This is a genomic window from Janthinobacterium sp. Ant5-2-1 (assembly GCF_001445815.1).
In the GTDB taxonomy this organism is placed as follows: domain Bacteria; phylum Pseudomonadota; class Gammaproteobacteria; order Burkholderiales; family Burkholderiaceae_D; genus Janthinobacterium; species Janthinobacterium lividum_E.
Genome location: NZ_LNCE01000013.1, coordinates 1 through 23,270 on the forward strand (window position 1 = coordinate 1; position 23,270 = coordinate 23,270).

A 23,270-nucleotide genomic window follows, 5' to 3' on the forward strand; every position below is an offset into this window, starting at 1 on the left:
ACCACCGCCAGTGGCGATGGCCGTGGCGGGGCTGGTAGAATGCCCGCTTTGCCGTGGGAAGCCTGGAAAATCAAGGGTGGGCGCGCACGGATGAATGCCCGAAATGGGAAGCGCTTTGTAATAGGCTGTAACATGGACCGATGTAATTCTGGTTTTGCCACGCATACCCCTTGAAACAATAGGATATAGCCCCATCTGCCCGTTAGTGTTGTAAAGATAGTTAGACTAACTCATTTAAGTCATTGATTGTAGGAGCTTTTCAGATGCAAGATCAGGAAAACCAAGCTGTACCTAATCCGCAAGCGGACGCCGCGGCGACTGCCCCATCGACTCCCGCAGAGCCTACTTTGGAAGAGCAGCTGGCGAGTACCGAAGCGCGTCTTGCAGAGATGCACGATGCCTTCATGCGCGCCAAGGCCGATGGTGAAAATATCCGCCGCCGCGCGCAGGAAGATGTTGCTAAAGCGCACAAATTCGCAGTCGAGAGCTTTGCCGAAGCCATGGTGCCCGTCAAAGACAGCCTGGAAACGGCGCTGACGGTGGAAGCACCGACCATCGAATCGCTGAAAGAAGGCGTCGAAATGACCTTGAAGCAACTGAACGCCGCGTTCGAGCGCAACCGCCTGGTGGAAGTGTTGCCAGTGCAGGGTGAAAAGCTCGATCCGATGAAACACCAGGCTGTTGCCGTGGTGCCAGCGGACCAGGAAGCCAATACCATCGTGTCAGTCCTGCAAAAGGGCTATATGATTGCGGACCGCCTGCTGCGTCCAGCCATTGTAACGACCGCGCAAGCAAAATAATCAGAGGGCGGCATCAAGCAAGCCTTGAAACCATGCCGCTTTGCCACATATAAGAACCATCTGAAATCTAGCAAATAAAAGGAAATAAATCATGGGTAGAATTATCGGTATCGATCTGGGAACCACGAATTCCTGCGTTTCCATCATGGAAAACGGTCAACCAAAGGTAATCGAAAACGCTGAAGGCGCACGCACGACGCCGTCGATTATTGCTTATCAAGAAGATGGCGAAATTCTCGTCGGCGCGCCAGCGAAACGCCAGGCCGTGACCAATCCGAAAAACACGCTGTACGCAGTCAAGCGTCTGATCGGTCGCAAGTTCGACGAAAAAGAAGTCCAAAAAGACATCGCGCTGATGCCGTACCAGATCATGAAAGCCGACAACGGCGATGCATGGATCGGCGTACGCGACAAAAAACTGGCTCCGCCGCAAATTTCGGCTGAAGTGCTGCGCAAGATGAAGAAAACGGCAGAAGACTACCTCGGTGAAGAAGTCACCGAAGCCGTCATCACCGTGCCTGCGTACTTCAACGACTCGCAGCGTCAAGCCACCAAGGATGCCGGCCGTATCGCTGGCCTGGACGTCAAGCGCATCATCAACGAGCCAACCGCGGCAGCGCTGGCGTTCGGCCTGGACAAGACCGAAAAAGGCGATCGTAAAATCGCCGTGTACGACTTGGGTGGCGGTACGTTCGACGTGTCGATCATCGAAATCGCGGATGTTGATGGCGAGAAACAATTTGAAGTGCTGTCGACCAACGGCGACACCTTCCTGGGCGGCGAAGACTTCGACCAGCGCGTCATCGATTACATCATCGACGAGTTCAAGAAGATCAACGGCATCGACCTGAAAAAAGATCCGATCGCCCTGCAGCGCATCAAGGCTTCGGCCGAGCGCGCGAAGATCGAATTGTCGTCGTCGCAGCAAACCGAGATCAACGAGCCGTACATCGCCATGGCGAACGGCGCGCCGGTCCACTTGAACCTGAAGATGACCCGCGCCAAGCTGGAATCGCTGGTGGAAGAGCTGATCACGGCCACGATGGAGCCATGCCGCATCGCTATCAAAGATGCAGGCGTGAAAGTGTCGGACATCGATGACATCATCCTGGTCGGCGGTATGACGCGTATGCCGAAGGTGCAGGAAAAAGTGAAGGAATTCTTCGGCAAGGATCCACGCAAGGACGTGAACCCGGACGAAGCCGTCGCCGTGGGCGCAGCGATCCAAGGTTCGGTCCTGTCGGGCGAACGCAAGGACTTGCTGTTGCTGGACGTTACTCCTCTGTCCCTGGGTATTGAAACCCTGGGCGGCGTGATGACCAAGATGATTCACAAAAACACGACGATTCCGACCAAGTTCAGCCAAGTGTTCTCGACGGCCGACGACAACCAGCCTGCGGTGACCATCAAGGTCTTCCAGGGTGAGCGCGAAATCGCCGCCGGCAACAAGGGTCTGGGCGAATTCAATCTGGAAGGCATCCCGCCAGCATCGCGCGGCACGCCACAGATCGAAGTGACCTTCGACATCGACGCCAACGGCATCTTGCATGTCGGCGCGAAAGACAAGGCCACCGGCAAGGAAAACAAGATCACGATCAAGGCCAATTCCGGCTTGACCGAGGCTGAAATCCAGAAGATGGTCAAGGATGCCGAGCTGAACGCGGAAGAAGACAAGAAGGTCAAAGAATTGGCCGAGTCGCGCAACCAGGCCGATGCTCTGGTACACTCGACCCGGAAATCCTTGACCGAATACGGCGACAAGCTGGATGCGGGCGAGAAAGAGAAGATCGAAGCGGCCATCACCGACCTGGAAGCAAGCATCAAGGCGGGCGACAAGGCTGAGATCGACGCCAAGGTGGAAGCACTGTCGAGCGCATCGCAGAAACTGGGCGAAAAAATGTATGCCGACATGCAAGCGCAGCAAGCTGCCGGCGGCGCGGAAGGTGCACAGCAAGCTGCTGGCGCATCGGACGCAGGCGCCAAGCAAGACGACGTTGTTGACGCTGACTTCAAAGAAGTCAAAGACAGCAAGTAATTGTCTTGCGCTCCCATGAACTGGGGGCAGCCGGGCTGAACGCTACATCGCGGGATTAGCCGCGAAGACCGGCCGAGCCGAGTCGTTGCCCAGTGCAGCACTCGACTCGGCTTTTTCGTGTAATTTTTACATCAGTAGATAGACTGCAAGGTGCCGACAACATGGCAAAGCGTGATTTTTACGAGACACTCGGTGTCGCAAAAAATGCTTCGGAAGAAGAGATCAAAAAGTCTTACCGTAAACTGGCGATGAAATACCATCCGGACCGCAATCCGGATAGCAAGGAATCGGAAGAAAAGTTTAAGGAAGTCAAAGAAGCCTACGAGATGCTGACCAATCCGGAAAAGCGCGATGCGTATGACCGTTATGGTCACGCTGGCGTGGACCCGAACATGGGCGGCGGTGGCGGCTTCGGCGGCGGTGCTGGCGGCTTTGCCGACAGCTTCGGCGATATCTTCGGCGACATCTTTGGTGGTGGCGGTGGACGCAGCCGCAATGCGGGGCCACAGGTGTACCGTGGCGCCGACTTGCGCTACAACCTGGAAATTACACTGGAGCAAGCTGCTCACGGCTTCGACACGACCATCCGCGTGCCGAGCTGGGACAAGTGCGATACCTGCCACGGCAGCGGCGCCAAGCCGGGCACGTCGCCGACCACCTGCGGTACCTGCGGTGGCCACGGCCAGGTGCGCATGCAGCAAGGTTTCTTCAGCATCCAGCAAACCTGCCCGAAATGCCATGGCAGCGGCAAGGTCATCACCGACCCGTGCACGCCGTGCGGCGGCGCCGGTCGCATCAAGCGCAACAAGACCCTGGAAGTGAAAATTCCAGTCGGTATCGACAACGGCATGCGTATCCGTTCGTCCGGCAACGGCGAACCGGGCACGAATGGCGGCCCGTCGGGCGACCTGTATGTGGAAATCCACATCAAGCCGCATGCCGTGTTCCAGCGCGAAGGCGACGACCTGCATTGCGAAATGCCGATCTCGTTCACCAAGGCGGCCTTGGGCGGCGAAATCGAAGTGCCTACCCTGAACGGCAAAGTGTCGTTCACGATCCCGGAAGGCACCCAGTCGGGCAAGACCTTCCGCCTCAAAGGCAAGGGCATCAAGGGCGTGCGCTCCGGTTATGCAGGCGATCTGTTTTGCCACGTGGCCATTGAAACGCCGGTGAAACTGACGGAAAAACAGAAAGACCTGCTGCGCGACTTTGAAAAGTCGACGACCGAGGGCGGTGCCAAGCACAGTCCGCAAAGCAAGACCTGGAAAGACAAGGTCAAGGATTTTTTTGAATAAGCACACGTAATACCATGCGCCGGGATGCTTCAACATCCCGGCGTTTTTTTCATCACGACTGAGCAATGTGCGCGCATCGCCGGCCTATGGGCGCGATTTGCCGCCAATTCAGTCGTACGTACACAATGGGAGCGATATGACCGAACAGAAAAATGGCCCGGCCCTGGCGGAACTGCTGCAGCGTAACCGCCGCTGGGCCGACTCGATGGTGGCGAAAGACCCGAACTTCTTCAAGAACCTGGAAGCGCAAACGTCGCCTGAATACCTGTGGATCGGCTGCTCCGACAGCCGCGTGCCCGCCAACGAATTGCTGGGCATGGCGCCTGGCGACGTGTTTGTGCACCGTAATATTGCCAACGTGGTCGTGCATTCCGACCTCAATTGCCTGTCCGTCCTGCAATTTGCCGTGGACGTGCTGAAAGTCAAACATATCATCATCGTCGGCCATTACGGCTGCAAGGGCGTGCATGCGGCCATGACGGGCACGCGCATCGGCCTGGTCGACAACTGGCTGCGCCACGTGCAGGACGTGGGCCAGAAGCACGAGCGCTACCTGGGCGACGTGCTGACGAGCCGCCAGCGCGGCGACCGCCTGTGCGAACTGAACGTCGTCGAGCAAGTCTTGAACGTGTGCCAGACCACCGTCGTGCAAGATGCGTGGGAACGGGGCCAGGAACTCAGCGTCCATGGCTGGGTCTATGGCTTGAAAGATGGCTTACTGAACGACCTGGAAGTGACCGTCACGGCTGGCCACGAACTGGCGCCGCGCATGGCGACGCGCCTAGCGCGCTACGAAGCAATCGCGTAATCGATGCTGGCGCCGTGCCTACGGCGCCGCATTGTCCAGGCGACCCAGGTAATCGGCCGCCTCCCGTACGCCCTCCTGCGCCGCCTGGCGCAGCCAGGTTTTGGCCTGGGGAATGTCCTGCGGCGTGCCCCGGCCTTCGGCCAGCGCCACGCCATAGTGGTAGCGCGCCAGCCGCGCATAGGCCGCGTCATCGTTCGTATGCGCGCCGCGCCGCATCAGCGCCGTCGCCTGTTGCAAGTCCTTGGGCACGCCGATGCCCGTTTCATACAACTGGGCCAGCCAAATCATCGAATACACGTCGTTCCAGCGCCGGATGCAATCTTCAAAGATGGCGACGGCGGCCGCATGGTCGCCCGTCTTGTCGGCCGCATAGCCGTACAAACACTTGATGCGCTTGTCGCTGTGCACATAGGCTTTGTAGCTGAGATCACTTTCACCCTCGCTATCCTGCGCGTGGACGAAAGCAGGGAACAGCAAGGCGAGCAGCAGGGCGTAGGTGGGCATGGCTTTCCTGATCAACGATTGAAGCTTGGTAGATAAGCAAGTTGTGTGCTAGCTCCATTTCCAGGCAAAGCCGGCGCTGCTGTGTCATTGCGTGACAGTGCCTGTTGCAGTGTGGCGCAACGCGCCGCGCATATCCATATAGTAAATGCTTCGTTTGCAAGCAAGGCTGGCCGGCATACAGTGGACTTCCCCAGACTTTTGGCGAACTCCCATGTCGGCCGTCCTGAAACCCGTGCAGTCCACCAGCCCGTTCCAGATCGAAACTTTCGATGCGCCGCTGGGCGCGCAAGTGCTGGGGCTGGACCTGGCGCAAGCGCTGTCGCAGGGCGATTTCCAGCGCCTGCACCATGCCCACCTCGACCATCACGTGCTGGTGTTCCGCGACCAGCGCATCACGCCGCAGCAGCAAGTCGATTTCAGCCGCCGCTTCGGTCCGCTGCAAATCCACGTGCTGCGCCAGTTCCAGCTGCCCACACAGCCGGAAGTGCTGATCATCTCGAACATCGTTGAAAACGGTCAGCCCATCGGCCTCGGTGACGCGGGCCATTTCTGGCATTCCGACCTGTCCTACAAGGAAGTGCCCAGCCTCGGCTCCATGCTGCATGCGCAAGAGTTGCCGGACGAGGGCGGCGATACCGTGTTCGCGAACATGCACCTGGCCTGGGAAAGCTTGCCGGCCGCGCTGCGCCACGCCGTGCGCGGCGCCCGTGCCGAGCACAGCTATCTGAGCCAGTATGAGGAATTGCGCCGCCGCAACCCATGGCGGCCCGCCCTGACGCAGGCGCAGATCGATGAAGTCAAACCCGTCACCCATCCCGTCGTACGTGTGCATCCGGAAACGGGACGCCGCGCCCTGTTCGTCAGCGAACATTTCACCACGCGCATCGTCGGCTTGCCCGACGATGAAAGCCGCGCCCTGCTCGATGAACTGTTTGCCCACAGCGTACGTCCCGAGCACCTGTATATGCACCGCTGGCAACCGCATGACCTGGTGTTTTGGGACAACCGTTCCCTGATGCATCTGGCCACCGGTTGCCCGCCCGACCAGCGCCGCAAGCTCTACCGCACCACCATCGAAGGCGATGCGCCGTACTGATTTTTTCCTGTAAGCCTGACCCAAGGAGTGTCCATGTTGCCGATCTTGACCTTTTCCCGCCGCCTGCTCGCCGCCATTGCCGTGCTGTGCATGGCCATGCCCATGGCCAGGGCCGAAGGACAGATCCGCATCGCGGGCCAGCACGGCATCACTTTTCTTTTGCTCAATATCGCACAGGAACAAAAGCTGATCGAAAAGCATGGCAAGCAGCAGGGCGTCGACGTGAAGGTCGAGTGGATCACCCTGTCTGGCGGCCCGGCCATCAACGATGCTTTGTTGTCGGGCAATATCGATATCGCGGGGGCCGGGCTGGGACCGCTGCTGACTATCTGGGACCGCACGAAAGGCCGGCAGAACGTGCGCGGCGTGGCTTCGCTCGGTAACTTCCCCTATTACCTGGTCAGCAATAATCCCAAGGTGAAAACCCTGGCGGACTTGACGGACAAGGACCGCATCGCCTTGCCGGCCGTCTCCGTTTCCGTGCAGGCGCGCATCTTGCAAATGGCCGTGGCGAAACAGTGGGGCGACAAGGAATTCGCCCGCCTCGACAAGATCACGCAAACCTTGCCGCACCCGGATGCGGCCGCCGCCATCATCGCCGGCGGCACGGAGCTCAGCGGCCACTTTGGCAATTCGCCGTTCCAGGAACAGGAACTGGCGCAAAACCCGAACGCCCACATCATCCTGAACTCGTATGACGTACAGGGCGGGCCCAGTTCATCGACCTTGCTGTATGCGACGGAAAAGTACCGCAAGGATAATCCAAAAACCTATCGCGCCTTCATCGCCGCCTTGGCGGAAGCGGCGCAGTATGCGAGCAGCAACCCGCAAGGTGCGGCCGACATCTACATCAAGGTCAACAAGAGCAAAGTGGACCGCAATCTGCTGCTGAAAATCTTTGCCAACCCGCAAGTGCAATTCAAGATTGCCCCGCAAAATACCTATGGCCTGGCGCAATTCCTGCACCGCGTGAGCGCCATCCGCAACCTGCCCGACAGCTGGCGCGATTATTTCTTTGACGACCCTGTCATCGCGCAAGGAGGCTGACATGAACGCACCCGCTTTCCACCTGGTCCGTCCTCCGGTTGCTTTGCAGCCCTTGCTCAGCGTCAAACATGTCAGCCTGGAATACCGCACGGAGCAGCGCACCGTGCGCGCCACGCATGACGTCAGTTTCGATGTGTTCCGGGGCGACCGTTTTGTGCTGCTGGGGCCATCGGGCTGCGGCAAGTCGTCATTGCTGAAAGCCGTGGCCGGTTTCATCGCGCCGCGCGCGGGCAGCATCGCCATGCAGGGCCAGCCCATTCATAAACCGGGACCGGACCGTGTCGTCGTGTTCCAGGAATTCGACCAGTTGCCGCCGTGGAAGACCGTGCTGGAAAACGTCATGTTCCCCCTGCTGGCCAGCAAGCGCCTGGACAAGCAGGCGGCCCGCGAGCGCGCCCATCACTGGATCGCCAAGGTGGGCCTGGCCGGCTTTGAGGATGCCCATCCGCATACCTTGTCGGGCGGCATGAAGCAGCGGGTGGCCATCGCCCGCGCCTTGGCCATGCAGCCGGAAGTGCTGTTGATGGACGAGCCGTTCGCCGCCCTCGATGCCTTGACGCGGCGCAAGATGCAGGAAGAGCTGAGCCGCCTGTGGGAAGAGCTGCGCTTTACCCTCGTGTTCGTCACGCATTCGATCGAGGAGGCTTTGGTCGTGGGCAACCGCATCCTGTTGCTGTCGCCCCATCCGGGCCGGGTGCGCGCTGAATTGAACAGCCATCAGTTCGGCTTGCATAGCGCGGGCAGTGCGGAATTCCAGGCCGCCAGCAGCCGTATCCATGGCTTGCTATTCGATGAGGAAGTCGCTCCCGTCCCGCAAGCAGTGACCGCGCAGCGGGAGGCCGTATGAGCGCGCTGCTGGAGCCGCCTATCCGCCAGGAATTCGTCTACGCGGCGCCGCCGCCGGCCGGCGTCACGGTCGAGCAGCCGCTGTCGCGCTGGCAGCGTGTGAGCCAGCATGCACTGTGGCGCAAGGCTTTCATTTTGCTCAGCCTGGCCCTGCTGTGGGAAGGCGCGGCGCGCTGGACGCAGAACGATTTACTCTTGCCCAGTTTTCTGCAGACGGCGCAGGCGTTTATCGGCGGCATCGCCAGCGGTGAATTGCTCACGCGCACGGCTGCCTCCCTCGTCGTCTTGCTGCAAGGCTATGCGGTGGGCGTGCTGGCCGCCTTCGTGCTGACCTTGCTGGCCGTGTCCAGCCGCATCGGGCGTGACTTGCTGGAAACCCTGACGGCCATGTTGAATCCTTTGCCGGCGATTGCCCTGCTGCCGCTGGCCCTGCTGTGGTTCGGCCTGGGACGCGCCAGCCTGATCTTCGTCATCGTCCACTCCGTCATGTGGCCGCTGGCCTTGAACACCTATGCGGGCTTCCAGGGCGTGCCCGAGACCCTGCGCATGGCAGGCCGCAATTACGGGCTGAACGGCTTGCGCCTGGTGCTGCACATCCTCGTGCCGGGCGCTCTGCCGTCCATCGTTTCGGGTCTTAAGATCGGCTGGGCGTTTGCCTGGCGCACCCTGATCGCGGCCGAGCTGGTGTTCGGCACGACGTCGGGACAGGGCGGCTTGGGCTGGTACATCTTCCAGAACCGCAACGAGCTCTACACGGACAAGGTGTTTGCCGGCCTGGCGGCCGTCATCGTGATTGGTTTGCTGGTGGAAAATATCGGTTTCCGCACTCTGGAACGCGTGACTCTGAAGCGCTGGGGCATGCAACGATAGCTATTTCAGCATGCTGCGCGCCGCCGCGATGATTTGCCGCGACAACTGCTCCATGCGCGGCGACTGCACCTTCCACGTATGCCAGTACAGGGCCACGTCGGCCGGGGTCTTGGGCGTGAGCATTTCCACCAGCTCGCCGTCCGTGTTTGCTTTCAATAACAGCTCGGGCACCATGCCATAGCCGAGGCCATAGCGGATGGCGTTGAAGTGCGAGGTGGCCCCCGGCACATAATGGCAGGGGTAGGCCCCTTCGGGCAGCCCCAGCGCTTCTTGCAGGAACGACGATTGCAAGGTGTCCTTGCGCGTGTAGGCGACGACGGGCGCCGTGCGCGCCGCCTTGCGCGTCAGGCCGTGCGCAAACCACTGCTGGCGGAACGCGGGCGTGGCCACCAGCCAGTAGCGCATCACGCCCAGCGGCTCGGCCGTGCAGCCGCGCATGGGTTTTGGCTCCGTGCTGATGCAGCCGATCGCCATGCCCGTTTCCAGCAAGGTGTAGGTGTGGTCCTGGTCTTCCACGGTCAGGTCCAGCAGCACGCGCTCGCGTATCAGCACCTCGGACAGGGCGGGGAAGAACCACGTGCCCATCGAATCCGCATTCAGCGCCAGCACCAGGGTCAGCGGGGCATCCTGCTGCACCGCCAGTTCCGCCTGCAAGTCCGCTTCCAGCAGCTTGGCCCGTTTCAGATACTGCATCAGCCGCTGGCCCATGCGCGTGGCGCGCGCGGGGCGGCTGCGCACGATCAGGGCATTGCCCAGTTGGCTTTCCAGCGCCCGCACCCGCTGGGAAATGGCGGGTGACGTCAGGTGCAGCCGCAGCGCCGCCTGTTCGAAGCTGCCCGTTTCGACGACGGCGCGGAACGCTTCCGTGTGCTTGGGATTGAGATCCATGGTCGCTGCCTCACATAAGAAAAATTTATCAATACTAAATAATACTTACTTTTCATAAGGATGGATGTGTTGCAGTGCACAATGCCTCTTTGATGGAGTGCCACGCGCCAGCGCGCGGCCTCCTGGCAGCAAGGAATACCACCATGGAAGCACAAGCGAACGACAGCAGCACCCGCAAGCCCCAGTCGAAGCTGGCGCGCAATCTGAAATTCGGCCTGGGATTGACCCTGGGCCTGGGCATGGCCGCCGCGCTGGCGGGCGGCTGGTGGCTGCGCCAGGCGTGGCAGGATTTACCTGCCGTCGAACACCTGGCCCAGTACAAGCCCGCGCTGCCGCTGCGTATTTTCTCGAGCGAAGGCGAGCTGCTGGCCGAATACGGCGAAGAGCGCCGCGAATTTTTGCCGCTGAAGGATATTCCGCTGCGCATGCGCCAGGCCTTGCTGGCCATCGAGGATGCGCGTTTCTACGAGCATGGCGCCGTCGATTTCTATGGCTTGACGCGCGCCACCTTGGCTAACGTCGTCACGGGCCACCATGCGCAAGGCGCCAGCACCATTACCATGCAGGTGGCGCGCGACTTTTTCCTCTCGCGCGAAAAGACCGTGCAGCGCAAGCTGACGGAGATGCTGCTCGCCTACAAGCTGGAACAGCATTACGGCAAGGACAAGCTGCTGGAACTGTATATGAATCAGATCTACCTGGGCGAGCGCTCCTACGGCTTTTCCGCCGCCTCGAACATTTATTTCGACAAGCCGCTGGCCGACGTCAGCATCGCCGAAGCGGCCATGCTGGCCGGTTTGCCGAAGGCGCCATCAGCCTACAACCCCGTCGCCAATCCCCAGCGCGCCACCGTGCGCCAGCACTACATCCTGCAGCGCATGCGCGAACTGGGTTACATCACGCCGGTCGAGTACGACGCGGCCGTGGCGGAAAAGCTGGCCCTGAACAAGGACCGCAACAGCTCCGTGCATGCGGCCGCGTATGCGGTCGAGGAAGCACGCCAGCTGATCCTGCAAAGCTATCCCGAAGGCGCCTACAGCATGGGACTGGACGTGACGACGACCATCCGCATGGCGCCGCAACGGGCAGCCGACAAGTCGCTGCGCGATGGGCTGTTGAACGCGCAGGCGAGGCGCGGCTACCGTGGCCCGGAAGCGCGCCTGGCCGCCTCCGAAGACAGCGTGAGGCGCCAGCTGGCCCCCTACCCGGACAGCGGAGAATTGCACGCCGCCCTCGTGCGCAAGGTCGACACTGCCGGCAAGCGCCAGGTGACGGCGCAGCTGCGCAATGGCGACGAGATCGTGCTGACGGCATCGGAAGCGCGCCTGGGCGGCAAGCTGCAGTGGGATGGCAAGCGCGCCATCGTCGCGGGCAGCGTGATTCGCGTGATGCACGACGCGGCCAAGAAGGGTTGGCTGGTGAGCCAGCTTCCCGAGATGGAAGGCGCGCTCATTTCCGTCGAGGCGCACAGCGGCGAGATCGTCGCCATGGCGGGCGGCTTTGATTTTTACCGCAACCACTACAACCACGCCATGCAGGCCTATCGCCAGCCCGGCTCCAGCTTCAAGCCCTTCGTGTATTCGGCGGCGCTGGAAAAGGGATATTTTCCCGGCACGGCCGTCGATGACACGCAGCGCTTGCTGCTGCCGCAGGAAACGGGCGCGCGGCCCTGGCGTCCACGCAATTACGGCAACAACTATGAAGGCTTCATCAGCGTGCGGCGTGGCCTCGTGCGTTCGAAAAATCTCGTGGCCGTCAGCCTGATGCAGGCGGCCGGCCCCGGCTACGTGCAGCACTACGCCACGCGCTTCGGCTTCGAGGGCGCGCGCAATCCCGTGTCCCTACCGCTGGCGCTGGGCGCGGGCGCCGTTACACCGCTGCAGCTGGCGCAATCGTATGCCGTGTTCGCCAACGGCGGCATGCAGATGCCGCCGAAACTGATCAAGGAAGTGCGCAGCCGCAGCGGCGAAGTGCTGTTCAGCGATGCGGCGCCACGCGCCAAGGATGCGCCGGCGCCGGGCACGCAAGTGATTTCCACGCGCAATGCCTACGTCATGGACAGCATGCTGCGCGACGTCGTCAAGAGCGGTACGGGCCGCGGCGCGCTGGCGCTCGGACGCGGCGACGCGGCCGGCAAGACGGGCACGTCGAATAACGCGTATGACGCCTGGTTCGCCGGCTATTCCTCGGGCCTCGTCTCCGTCGTCTGGCTCGGCTACGACCAGCCGAAAAGCCTGGGCAACGCCACGGGCGGCACCCTGGCGCTGCCCGTCTGGCGCGACTACATGCAGGTGGCCGTGCAGGGCCGCCGCGAACAGGTATTGGCCGAACCGCCTGGCCTGGCCCTGCTCGACGGCGATTACGTGTATGCCGAATACCTGGCCGGTGACTGCCTGAAGGATAACTTTGCCTTTATCCACAGCAGCGTCGGTTGCGGCAGCGGCAGCCTGGGGGCGGATACGCGCATGGCGCGCGGTGAAGCTGGCAACGGCGGCTCGAGCACGGGCACGAACGAAGCGCGCACCCTGAGCGAAGCGCGCGAACGCGAACAAATTCTCAAATCATTTTCGGAAGAATAAGAGCATGCTGCTATATACGATTTACCTGGTGGCGATCGTCGCCGAAGCGATGTCCGGCGCCATCATGGGCATGCGGCGCGGCATGGATTTGTTCGGCATCTGCATGATCGGCACCGTCACGGCGCTCGGCGGCGGCACCGTGCGCGACGTGCTGCTGGGGCATTATCCGCTGGGCTGGATCGCGCATCCCGAATACCTGCTGTTTACCATCGGCGCGGCCATTGTGACGGCCTTTGTCGCCCGCTATCTGCACCATCTGCGCGCCATTTTTTTGCTGGTCGATGGACTGGGCCTGGTGGCGTTTTGCGTGATCGGCTGCGACATCGCCATGTCGGCCAAGATGCATCCTGCCATCGTCGTGCTGGCGGGGATGATCACGGGCGTCTTCGGCGGCTTGCTGCGCGATATCCTGTGCAACCAGATTCCCCTCGTGCTGCAGCGCGAAGTGTATGCCACCGTGGCCCTGTTCACGGGCAGCCTGTATGTCGGCCTGCTGTACTTCAAGGTCGACAGCTCCGTGGCGCAGCTGGCGTCCATCGGCGCCGGTTTCCTGTTCCGCTTCCTGGCCCTGCACTTCGAATGGCGGCTGCCGAATTTCAATGGCGACCGCATACGGGGTTTTGAATAAGGTGAACGCTGCGTGAATATTTTCACGCGCATTTAACCCCTTTTTCTGCGCTGCCGCGTTTCATGTTGGACACCCCAGCCAACCGGAGAAGAAGCGATGTCCAGCGCCCTCAAGATCACATTGACACTGTCCCTGCTGCTGTCGGCAGGCAGCCACGCCGCCGGCACGGCGCCGCGCAGGACCCTGGCGCCATTCGCCAGCGAGCAAGCCTTGAGCAGCTACCTGCAGCAGCTGCAGGCGCGCCAGGAGGCGTTGCTGCAGAAGCAGCAGAAACTGCAGCGCGCCACGGCGCAGTATTCGGCACAGTCCATGGCGGCCCCTCCCGCTCCTCCGGCACCGATGGCGGCCAAGACTGCCCCCGCGCCATCGGCTGAAGCTGCGGAATCCGTCACCAATGTGCAGACGGCGGGCGTGGACGAAGGTGGCATCGTCAAGCTGCATGGCAAGCACCTGGTGATGCTCCGGCGCGGCAAGCTGTTCACCGTGCAGGTGGGGGGCAATGCCTTGCAGCCCGTGTCGTCGCTCGACGCGTTCGCGCCCGGCAGCGACCCGTCCGGCAGCTGGTATGACGAAATGCTGATCGATGGCGACACGGTGGTGGTGATCGGCTACAGCTACAACCGTGGCGGCACGGAGATCGGCCTGTTCGATGTCAACGGGGACGGCAAGCTGGCCTACCGTTCCACGTATCACTTGCGTTCCAACGATTATTACTCGTCGCGCAATTACGCAAGCCGGCTGGTCGGCGGCAAACTGGTGTTCTATTCGCCCCTGTCGCTGAACCTGCGCCGTGGCGACCCGTTCGGCGGCTTCCCCGCGTTGCGGCGCTGGCGTCCTGACGCCGTGCCATCCGACTTCAAGCGCATCGCCCCGGCCACGCGCATCTACCGTACCGATGAAGAACCCGAAACGGGCTTCGGCCTGACCCTGCACACGGTCACCGTGTGCGACCTGGCGCAGCGCGACATGCGCTGCGAAGCGACGGCCGTGATGGGACCGCAGGGCCGCGTGTTTTATGTGTCGGGCGAATCCGTTTTCGTGTGGACGACGCGGCGCGGCAGCGACTCGGGCGTGTTCCGCATTCCCCTCGATGGCAGCGCGCCCAGCACACTGAAGGTGGCCGGCGCGCCCGTCGACCAGTTCTCGTTCCTGGAAAGTAGCGATGGCCACCTGAACGTGCTGCTGCGCGCCGAAGGCCAGGGCGACGCCATGTGGGATGGCGCGCGGGGGCGCGGCGACATGGCCCTGTTGCGCGTGCCTTTGGCGTCGTTTTCCGATGGCCGCGACAGCGCGCCCGCCAGCAGCTACAAGGCGCTGCCCGGTGGCGGCGGCTACGGCTTGCAGAACCGCTACGTGGGTGCGTATCTGTTGTACGGCAATCCGGGCAATCCGGGACGCCGCAAGGCGGACCAGGCCTGGCCGCGCCAGCCCCTGTACGCCGTGCGCTGGGCCGATGCGGGCAGCGTGCAAGCCTTGTCCCTGCCGCATGGCGTGGAGCGCATCGAGGCGCTTGGCGATGACGCCGTGGTGATCGGCGCGCAGGGCAGGGATCTGCACTTCAGCAGCCTCCGCCTGGGGGCGCAGGCGGCGATCGCCACGCGCTACATCCGCGCCGATGCGGCGCAGGGCGAGTCGCGCAGCCACGGCTTTTTCTACAAGCCGCAAACGGCCAGCGAGGGCGTGATCGGCTTGCCCATCCTGGGTGCGGACGAGCGCCCTGGCCTCAACAAGCCAGCCGCCTCCGTCCTGTACCTGCGCAACAGCGGCTTGCAGTTGACGGAGCTGGGCGCGCTGGCGGCACGGCCGGGTCAAGTGCCGGATGACGGCTGCCGCGCGTCCTGCGTGGACTGGTATGGCAATGCGCGGCCCCTGTTCCTGCAGGGCCGGGTCTTCGCCTTGCTCGGCTATGAATTGGTGGAAGGGGCGCTCAGGGATGGACAGATACGCGAAGTGCGCCGCATCAGCTATGCACCCATTGTGCCCACCGTACGCTGACGGCATAGTGAAATTGCCGCTGCCGCGTAGTTCGGCTACACTGCTCCGCATGCCCGACACCCTGATGACCGCGACGGATGAAGACCTGATGCTGCGCTACGGCGCCGGCGACCTGCCGTCGTTTCGCGAACTGTACCGGCGCCACAGCCAGGGCCTGTACCGCTTCGTGGCCTGGCGTTCACCGCGCCGCGCGTGGGTGGACGAGATCGTGCAGGATGCGTGGGCCAGCCTGCATGCGGCGTGTGCCGGCTATCAGCCGCAGGCGGCGTTCCGCACCTATCTGTACCAGATCGCGCGCAACCGCCTGATCGACCTGCTGCGCCAGCGGGAAGGACAGGAAATCGACGCTGCGGGCGAACTGGCGGACGAGGGCGCATCGCCGCCGCAATCGCTGGAGCAGAAACAGCAGCACGCGCTGCTGCATGCGGCCATCGCCGCGCTGCCGGTGGAGCAGAAGGAAGCGCTGGTACTGCAGCAGTTCAGCGGCATGAGCATCCTCGAGATCGCCGTGGTGACGGGGGCGGAAGCGGAAACCGTCAAGAGCCGGCTACGCTACGCCATGCAGAAATTGCGCGCGGGCTTGGGCAGCGCCGCTGGCGCGGGAGGACAGGCATGAATACGCACGATCAAAATAACGACGAACCGAATGACGAGGAATTGAACGCGCTGCTGGCCGGCTTGCCGCAGCCCGCGCCTTCCAGCGCGCTCGATGCGGCCATCCTGGCGGACGCGGAAAAAGCTTTGCAAAAACCGGCAGCCGCGAACGACAGCGCCGACGGCGTGCTGCGCACCTTGCCGGCCAAGAAATCACCGGACTACCTGCAGCGCTGGCGCGTTCCGCTGGGACTGGCCGCGGCCGTGCTGCTGACGGTGAACCTGATCGGCGTGGACTGGTTCGGTTCGAAGCCGGCGCAATTTCCCGTGGTGGGGGAGCCGGTCACGCAGGAGGTGGTGCCGGCAGCGGCGCCAGTGCCGCAGGCTGCCGAATCGACCGCAGCTGCGCCAGCGCCGCGCGCCATGGCCAAAATGGCAGCCAAGCCAGCGCCGCCGGCGCCAGCCCCGTTTCCCACGCCGCAGACGGTAGCAGTGGCCCCACCGGCGCCGCCAGCACCGCCGGCCCCACCAGCGCCTGCCCCGGCAATGAGCGAGGCGATGGAACAGCAAGCGGCCATGCAGGCCGAGTCCAGCATGCGGCACCAGGCGCCCGTGCAGCGCGCACTGGCCATGCCCGCGCCCGTCGCAGCCCGCTCCGCGCCGATGCCGCCGCCCGCAAAGCTCGACGCTTCCGTGTGGCTGGTAAAGATCGACGCCCTCTTGAAGGCGGGCGAAGGCGCGCTGGCCCACGAGGAGTGGACGGCGTTCCGGCAGGCCTATCCCGATTATCCGGTGGCCGAGGAGCTGCGGCAGCGGCTGGAAAAAAAGTAGCGCGTCAGACGATTCCCTTCCTGCGCTCCCACACGGCGCTGCCGACGAAAATGGCCGCGCATACCCACATCACGGCCGGCAGGGCGTTCACGCCCACCGATTGCATCAGGACGCCCGTCAGCAGGGGGCCGCCGCCGCTGGTCACGCCCCAGGTGGCGTTGACGATGGCGCTGGCACTGGTCAGCGACAGTCCTGTAAACCGTTCGCCGCAGGCCACCAGCGCCAGCATGTAGATGCCGCCCGCCGCCGCGCCCAGCAACAGCAGCAAGGTCCACCACAGCCATGGCGTGCCGACGGCAAACGGCAGCAGCGGCAGCAGCAGGCAGACGGCCACGCCGCAACCCGCGTGGACTTTGGCGCGGCCGTAGCGGTCGGCCATCCATCCCAGCGCGAATTGCAGGCCCGTGTCGCCCACCAGCACCACGGTGGCCGACAGCAGCGCTAGGTCCGTGCCGATGCCGTGTTCCATCGCGTACAGCGGCAGCAAGCTCAATGCCAGGGTATCGAACAGGGCGAAGAAGGCGGCGCCCAGCACGATCATCGGCATGCGCGGCAGGATCAATGTCCACTTCACGCCATGTTCTTCCGGCTCCCTTTCCGGGCCGCTGTTCGAGATCAGCATCAATCCCGGCACTGCCAGCAAGAACAGCAGGCCGCAGGCGGCGAAGCTCCAGCTGATCTTGTCGTTGAACAGCGCCACGAGGGCAGGACCGATCAGCTGGAAGAACGTAAAACTGGTGGTGTACATGGCCACCACGCGCCCTCGCGAATTATCGGGCGCCAGGCGGTTTACCCACGCTTCGCCGATGGTAAACAGCACGCCCATGGCGCCGCCGAACAGGAAGCGCAGCACGCTCCACGCCAGCAGGTGGTCGGTACACTGCATGGCGATCGTCGCCAGCGAGGCTACCCACACGGCGCCCAACATGGTGGCGCGCGCGCCGAAACGCCCCACCCAGCGCGAGACGAATGGCGAGGCGGCCAGGATGCCGAGGGCGCTGACGGCCGTGATCATGCCGATGATGTCCGTGCCCACGCCGCGCTGGTGCAAGGTCAAGGCGGTAAGCGGCATGGTGGCGCCCAGGCCCAGGCCAACCACGCCGATGCTGACGACGAGGGTGAAGAAGTCGCGCCACGGCATGGTCTTCATGGCTGCCCCCTCGGGGTGGAAAAGGTGTTCTGGGTGGCTGAAAAACGGTGTGGATGCATGGGAAAGTAAGGGACTTTGCCTGCGGCGCTGGTGTTTGGCGCTGGACGGGCATATGATGATTTTATCAAGAGCAATATTGCAAAGCCGTAGTGTAGGCGATGTGTGCCATCGCTAGCCATGCCCATCGGTGTGGCCGCTGCCTGCGGCTCTGCTGTACAGTGAAGCGAGCGGCAGCGCTGTCATGGCGCTGTCATTGGATCGTCACGCCAGCGAGGAAGCTTTATGCGCCGTCCCATCGTTCTCGTTCCCGCCTGCCAGCGCCAGCTTGGCAGCCACGCCTGGCACATGGCGCAGGACAAATACCTGCACGCTGTGGTGCGCGGCGCCGGCTGCATGCCGCTGCTGCTGCCCGCCCTGGGCGCGGATGCGGACCTGGAAGCGGCGCTGCAGATCGCCGATGGCGTCATGCTGACAGGTTCCGCTTCGAACGTCGACGCGCGCCTGTATGGCGAAGACATCCTGCATCCCGACCTGCCGCAAGACTCCGCGCGCGACGCCACCACCTTGCCCCTGATCCGCGCCGCGCTGGCGCGCCAGCTGCCCTTGCTCGCCATTTGCCGCGGCTTCCAGGAGGTCAATGTGGCCCTGGGCGGCAGCCTGCACCAGGCCGTGCATGCCGTGACTGGCATGATGGATCACCGTGAAAACGTTCTTGATTCCCTGGAGCGCCAGTACGGACCCGCGCACCGCATCAAGCTGATGCCCGACGGCCTGCTGTCACGGCTCTTGGGCGGCGAGAGCGAAATGATGGTCAATTCCCTGCATGGCCAGGGTGTCGCCCGGCTGGCCGATGGCTTGCTGGTGGAAGCGCTGGCCGACGACGGCCTGGTGGAAGCGTATAGCGTGGCCAGCGCCGCCGGCTTTGCCCTGGCCGTGCAATGGCATCCGGAATGGCAGGTGGAAGACAATCCGCAGTCCATGCGCCTGTTCGGCGCCTTCGGCCAGGCGTGCCGCGATTACCAGGAACAGCAGCACCGAAAGAAAGAATGACAGGCGCGCCGCACGCGTAGCACGCGGCGTTTGATCAAGACCAGCGAGAGGGAAACATGGCAATACGCGAAAATTTCACCTATACGGACATGGATTTGTGGCTCAATGAAAAGCGCGTCACGGAAATCGAATGCCTGGTCCCCGACTTGACGGGCGTGGCGCGCGGGAAGATCCTGCCGCGCGGGAAATTCACCCAGGAGCGCGGCATGCGCATCCCGGAAGCGGTCCTGGGCATGACGGTGACGGGCAATTACCCGGTCGACGATGGCGGCTATGACCGCGCCATTTCCAGCACCGACCGCGACATGATTTTGAAAGCCGATCCCACCACCATCACCATGGTGCCGTGGGCAACCGATCCCACCGCGCAAGTCATCCACGACTGTTATTTTGCCGACGGCGCGCTGGTCGACTTTGCCCCACGCTCCGTGCTGCGGCGCGTGCTGAAACTGTATGCGGACAAGGGCTGGAAACCCGTGGTGGCGCCCGAGCTGGAGTTCTACCTGACGGCGAAAAACACGGACCCTGACTTGCCCTTGAAGCCGCCCATCGGGCGCAGCGGCCGGGCCGAGACGAGCCGCCAGGTGTACAGCATCGACGCCGTCAACGAATTCGACCCCCTGTTCGAAGATATCTACGATTACTGCGAATTGATGAACCTTGACGTCGACACGCTGATCCACGAGATCGGCGCGGGTCAGATGGAAATCAACTTCCTGCATGGCGATCCGTTGGGCCTGGCCGACAAGGTCTTCTTCTTCAAGCGCACCCTGCGCGAAGCGGCCCTGAAACACGATATGTACGCCACCTTCATGGCCAAGCCCATGGCGGGCGAGCCGGGTTCCGCCATGCACGTGCACCAGAGCGTCGTTGACGCGAAGACGGGCCTGAATATCTTCAGCAACGAGGACGGTTCGGCCGCGCCCATCTTCAAGCATTACATCGCGGGCTTGCAGCGCTACATGCCGTCGGCCATGGCCATCGTTGCGCCCTACGTGAATTCCTACCGCCGCATCGTGCGCCACACGGCCGCGCCAATCAACATCCAGTGGGGCCTGGACAACCGCACGGTGGGTTTTCGCGTGCCCGAGTCGGGCGTGCAGGACCGCCGCGTGGAAAACCGCATCATCGGCGCCGACGCGAATCCCTACCTGGCCCTGGCCGTGACCCTGGCCTGCGGATATCTCGGCATGACGGAGCAGCTGGAAGCGACGCCGATGATGGTGGGCAGCGCCTATGACATGAAGTTCGAACTGCCGCAAGGCTTGCCCGAGGCCCTGCAACTGCTGCGCGCGGAAGACAAGCTGCGCACGGTGTTGGGCGAGCGCTTCATCGACGTGTATGCGGCCATCAAGGACCTGGAGCACCAGGAGTTCATGACCGTCATCAGCCCGTGGGAGCGCGAACATCTTCTGCTCCACGTTTAAGAAAGGATCTCAATGAGCACATCCAATAATCCGCTGGCCCCAGGCGCCGCTTTGGTCGCCTCCGTGGCGCAGAAAAATGCGGCGCCGCAGGTGTACGATACAAACGCCATCCAGCAGATGGACTCGGCCCACTACCTGCATCCATTCACCGATTTCCAGGACCTGGCACGCAAGGGTGCCAGGGTGATGGTGCGCGGCGACGGCGTCTACCTGTGGGATAGTCTGGGCAAGAAAATCGTCGACGGCATGTCGGGCCTGTGGTGCGTCAACGTGGGCTATGGCCGCACGTCGATCTCGCAAGCCGTGTACCGGCAGATGGAGACGCTGCCGTTCTATAACAGCTTCTTTGGCACGACGAACGTGCCGGCCGCGCAGCTGGCCGCCAAGCTGGCGCAGATATCGCCGCCGCAGTTCCAGCACGTCTTCTTCACCAGTTCCGGTTCCGAAGGCAACGACACGAATTTGCGCATGGTGCGCCGCTACTGGGACATCCTCGGCTACAAGGAGCGCCACACCATCATCAGCCGCCACAACGCGTATCATGGCAGCACGGTGGCGGGAGCGTCCCTGGGCGGCATGGACGGCATGCATGCGCAGGGTGGCATGCCGATCCCGGGCATCGCGCATATCGGCCAGCCCAATTACCTGGAGTCGGGCCACGGCTTGACACCGGAAGCCTTCGGCCTGAAGGCGGCCGGCTGGCTGGAAGACAAAATCCTGGAAATCGGCGCCGACAAGGTGGCCGCCTTCATCGGCGAACCGGTGCAGGGCGCGGGCGGCGTCATCATCCCGCCAGCGACGTACTGGCCCGAAATCCAGCGCATCTGCGACAAGTACGGCATCTTGCTGATCGCCGATGAAGTCATCTGCGGCTTCGGCCGCCTGGGGCGCTGGTTCGGCTCCGAACTGTTCGGCATCAAGCCCGACCTGATCACGTTCGCCAAGGGCGTCACCTCGGGCTATGTGCCGCTGGGCGGCGTGCTGGTGGGGGACCGCGTCGCTAAAGTCTTGATTGAACAAGGCGGCGAGTTCACGCACGGCTTCACGTATTCGGGCCACCCCGTGGCTTGCGCGGCGGCGCTGGAAAACATCCGCATCATCGAGGAAGAGCAGCTGGTGGCCAAGGTAGCCGAGGATACGGGACCATACCTGCAGCAGTGTTTCGCCAGCCTGGGCGAACATCCGCTGGTCGGCTATGCGGACAGCTGCGGCCTGGTCGCGGGCCTGAACCTGGTGCGCAAGAAGGGCGCCACCGTGCACGAGAACGAGCTGTTCGACGAGGGTCAGGGCGTGGGCATGATCTGCCGCGGCCACATGTTCGACAACGGCGTCATCATGCGCGCCGTGGGCGAACGCATGATCGTCGCCCCGCCATTGGTCATGACGCGCGCGCAGATCGATGAAATGGTGGGCCTGATACGGCTGTGTCTGGACAAGACGTATGCGGACGTGAAAGCGAAGGGCTGGGTGTAGCTCTGAGCTGGCTTAAATACGGGGGTCAGACCCGCCGGGTCTGACCCCAGCCTTTGCCGTTGGGTTTTCACCCAAATAAGCAGCATCTATGCATTTTTTGGACCGCAATGGCGGCAGTTCCGCTAAACTTCCACCCTGGCCGCTCTTTGTAGCGGCCAGTTTTTCATTTTGACACCCTCTTACCCAGAAGCTACCCACACATGACGATAGCAACACCAGCCGCGTCGGCCAGCGACGCCCCAGCGCCTTTCTTGCTGATTGATCAACTGGTCAAGGAATTCGATGGCGTGCGCGCCGTCAATGATATTTCCGTGACGATCAACAAGGGCGAGATCTTCGCCTTGCTGGGCAGTTCAGGTTGCGGCAAGTCGACCCTGCTGCGCATGCTGGCCGGTTTCGAGACGCCGACGTCGGGGCGCATCGCCCTGGCGGGCAAGAGCATCGTCGATGTGCCGCCGCACCAGCGTCCCATCAACATGATGTTCCAGTCGTACGCGCTGTTCCCCCATTTATCCGTGTGGGACAACATCGCCTTCGGCCTGCGCCGCGACGGCTTGCCGAAAGCGGAAGTGGCGGCGCGCGTCGAGCAGATGCTGGCGCTGGTGCAGCTGGGCCAATACGCGAAGCGCAAGCCGCACCAGTTGTCGGGCGGGCAGCAGCAGCGCGTGGCGCTGGCGCGCAGCCTGGCCAAGCGGCCGCAATTGCTGCTGCTCGACGAGCCGCTCGGCGCGCTCGACAAGAAACTGCGCGAGCGCACGCAGATGGAACTGGTGAACATCATCGAGCAAGTGGGCGTCACCTGCGTGATGGTCACGCACGACCAGGACGAGGCCATGAGCATGGCCACGCGCATCGCCGTCATGAGCGAAGGGCGCATCCTGCAAGTGGGCGCGCCCGGTGAAATCTATGAAACGCCGAACTGCCGTTTCGTCGCCGACTTCATTGGCAGCGTCAACCTGTTCGATGGCAGCATCACGCAGGACGAACCCGATCACGTGGTCATCGCCACGCCAGATGGCGAGCACTATGTTTCGCACGGCATCACGGGCAACCTGGGCATGGATGTCTCGGTGGCCGTGCGCCCCGAGAAAATCGGCATCCAGATCGCGCCACCCGCTTTGGAAGAGCGCGCGTCACCAAAGGAACACGGCTACAACTGCGCCCAGGGCGTGATCGTCGCCATGGCGTATTTTGGCAATGAAACCAGCTACCACGTGCGCCTCGACAGCGGCACGGTGGTGAAAGTGTCGCGCACCAACGCGGCCCGCCACGACGCCGCGCGCCTCGAGCGCGAACAGCGCGTGTGGGTGTGGTGGGATGGCGCCGACATCGTCGTGCTGACCAGCTGAGGCCA

General features: G+C 62.9%; 20 protein-coding genes. 17 read left to right on the forward strand and 3 right to left on the reverse strand.

Annotated features, from left to right (window positions below):
* Positions 1-263 precede the first annotated feature (263 nt).
* From grpE to can, 4 genes are all read left to right on the forward strand, one after another.
* The gene (gene grpE, locus ASN89_RS04410) at positions 264-800 is read left to right on the forward strand and encodes a nucleotide exchange factor GrpE (RefSeq protein WP_034745977.1); all 537 of its coding nucleotides are present in this window, start codon (positions 264-266) and stop codon (positions 798-800) included.
* A gap of 91 nt (positions 801-891) precedes the next feature.
* Positions 892-2,835, forward strand: coding sequence for a molecular chaperone DnaK (gene dnaK / locus ASN89_RS04415; protein ID WP_034745982.1), 1,944 nt, complete (start codon positions 892-894; stop codon positions 2,833-2,835).
* Positions 2,836-2,996: 161 nt separating this feature from the next.
* Positions 2,997-4,130: a molecular chaperone DnaJ gene (dnaJ, locus tag ASN89_RS04420; protein ID WP_034745985.1), complete on the forward strand. Its 1,134-nt coding sequence runs from the start codon at positions 2,997-2,999 to the stop codon at positions 4,128-4,130.
* Between the two features lie 136 nt (positions 4,131-4,266).
* A complete protein-coding gene (gene can, locus ASN89_RS04425) occupies positions 4,267-4,938 on the forward strand; it encodes a carbonate dehydratase (protein WP_034788731.1) in 672 nt (223 codons plus the stop codon).
* A gap of 18 nt (positions 4,939-4,956) precedes the next feature.
* Here can and ASN89_RS04430 read toward each other — a convergent pair whose 3' ends face one another.
* Positions 4,957-5,442: a tetratricopeptide repeat protein gene (locus ASN89_RS04430; protein WP_082654393.1), complete on the reverse strand. Its 486-nt coding sequence runs from the start codon at positions 5,440-5,442 to the stop codon at positions 4,957-4,959.
* A gap of 211 nt (positions 5,443-5,653) precedes the next feature.
* On the opposite strand from ASN89_RS04430, the gene ASN89_RS04435 reads away from it, so the two are divergent.
* Genes ASN89_RS04435 through ASN89_RS04450 form a run of 4 tightly spaced genes read left to right on the forward strand, consistent with a single transcriptional unit; the run spans position 5,654 to position 9,301 of the window.
* Positions 5,654-6,538 carry a TauD/TfdA dioxygenase family protein gene (locus ASN89_RS04435; RefSeq protein WP_046684425.1) on the forward strand — a complete coding sequence of 295 codons (885 nt, stop codon included), beginning with the start codon at positions 5,654-5,656 and terminating at the stop codon, positions 6,536-6,538.
* A 33-nt stretch (positions 6,539-6,571) separates the two neighbouring features.
* On the forward strand, positions 6,572-7,585 hold the full coding sequence (locus ASN89_RS04440; protein ID WP_058048405.1) for an ABC transporter substrate-binding protein: 1,014 nt from the start codon (positions 6,572-6,574) through the stop codon (positions 7,583-7,585).
* A gap of 1 nt (position 7,586) precedes the next feature.
* Positions 7,587-8,432: an ABC transporter ATP-binding protein gene (locus ASN89_RS04445; protein WP_058048406.1), complete on the forward strand. Its 846-nt coding sequence runs from the start codon at positions 7,587-7,589 to the stop codon at positions 8,430-8,432.
* A complete protein-coding gene (locus tag ASN89_RS04450) occupies positions 8,429-9,301 on the forward strand; it encodes an ABC transporter permease (protein WP_058048407.1) in 873 nt (290 codons plus the stop codon). The genes ASN89_RS04445 and ASN89_RS04450 overlap by 4 nt, the downstream gene beginning before the upstream one ends.
* On the opposite strand, the gene ASN89_RS04455 is transcribed toward ASN89_RS04450, so the two are convergent.
* Complete coding sequence (locus ASN89_RS04455) at positions 9,302-10,189, reverse strand: HTH-type transcriptional regulator ArgP (RefSeq protein ID WP_058048408.1); 888 nt, start codon at positions 10,187-10,189, stop codon at positions 9,302-9,304.
* A gap of 143 nt (positions 10,190-10,332) precedes the next feature.
* On the opposite strand from ASN89_RS04455, the gene ASN89_RS04460 reads away from it, so the two are divergent.
* The 5 genes from ASN89_RS04460 (at position 10,333) to ASN89_RS04480 (ending at position 16,816) form a co-directional block, all read left to right on the forward strand.
* The gene (locus tag ASN89_RS04460) at positions 10,333-12,768 is read left to right on the forward strand and encodes a penicillin-binding protein 1A (protein ID WP_082654394.1); all 2,436 of its coding nucleotides are present in this window, start codon (positions 10,333-10,335) and stop codon (positions 12,766-12,768) included.
* A 4-nt stretch (positions 12,769-12,772) separates the two neighbouring features.
* A complete protein-coding gene (locus ASN89_RS04465) occupies positions 12,773-13,396 on the forward strand; it encodes a trimeric intracellular cation channel family protein (RefSeq protein WP_034746006.1) in 624 nt (207 codons plus the stop codon).
* Positions 13,397-13,492: 96 nt separating this feature from the next.
* A complete protein-coding gene (locus tag ASN89_RS04470; protein ID WP_058048409.1) occupies positions 13,493-15,391 on the forward strand; it encodes a beta-propeller domain-containing protein in 1,899 nt (632 codons plus the stop codon).
* A gap of 64 nt (positions 15,392-15,455) precedes the next feature.
* The gene (locus ASN89_RS04475; RefSeq protein ID WP_235501848.1) at positions 15,456-16,007 is read left to right on the forward strand and encodes a sigma-70 family RNA polymerase sigma factor; all 552 of its coding nucleotides are present in this window, start codon (positions 15,456-15,458) and stop codon (positions 16,005-16,007) included.
* Entirely contained in the window at positions 16,004-16,816 is an 813-nt protein-coding gene (locus ASN89_RS04480) for a hypothetical protein (RefSeq protein ID WP_058048410.1), read from the forward strand. The genes ASN89_RS04475 and ASN89_RS04480 overlap by 4 nt, the downstream gene beginning before the upstream one ends.
* Before the next feature lie 4 nt (positions 16,817-16,820).
* On the opposite strand, the gene ASN89_RS04485 is transcribed toward ASN89_RS04480, so the two are convergent.
* Positions 16,821-17,966 carry an MFS transporter gene (locus ASN89_RS04485; protein ID WP_058048411.1) on the reverse strand — a complete coding sequence of 382 codons (1,146 nt, stop codon included), beginning with the start codon at positions 17,964-17,966 and terminating at the stop codon, positions 16,821-16,823.
* A gap of 282 nt (positions 17,967-18,248) precedes the next feature.
* Here ASN89_RS04485 and ASN89_RS04490 point away from each other — a divergent pair, with 282 nt between their 5' ends.
* The 4 genes from ASN89_RS04490 to ASN89_RS04505 all read left to right on the forward strand — a co-directional run bounded on the left by ASN89_RS04490 (position 18,249) and on the right by ASN89_RS04505 (position 23,265).
* On the forward strand, positions 18,249-19,016 hold the full coding sequence (locus tag ASN89_RS04490; RefSeq protein WP_058048412.1) for a gamma-glutamyl-gamma-aminobutyrate hydrolase family protein: 768 nt from the start codon (positions 18,249-18,251) through the stop codon (positions 19,014-19,016).
* Positions 19,017-19,072: 56 nt separating this feature from the next.
* Positions 19,073-20,443 carry a glutamine synthetase family protein gene (locus ASN89_RS04495; protein WP_035822563.1) on the forward strand — a complete coding sequence of 457 codons (1,371 nt, stop codon included), beginning with the start codon at positions 19,073-19,075 and terminating at the stop codon, positions 20,441-20,443.
* A gap of 12 nt (positions 20,444-20,455) precedes the next feature.
* Entirely contained in the window at positions 20,456-21,916 is a 1,461-nt protein-coding gene (locus ASN89_RS04500) for an aspartate aminotransferase family protein (RefSeq protein WP_058048413.1), read from the forward strand.
* Positions 21,917-22,116: 200 nt separating this feature from the next.
* Positions 22,117-23,265 carry an ABC transporter ATP-binding protein gene (locus ASN89_RS04505; RefSeq protein ID WP_058048414.1) on the forward strand — a complete coding sequence of 383 codons (1,149 nt, stop codon included), beginning with the start codon at positions 22,117-22,119 and terminating at the stop codon, positions 23,263-23,265.
* Positions 23,266-23,270 lie beyond the last annotated feature (5 nt).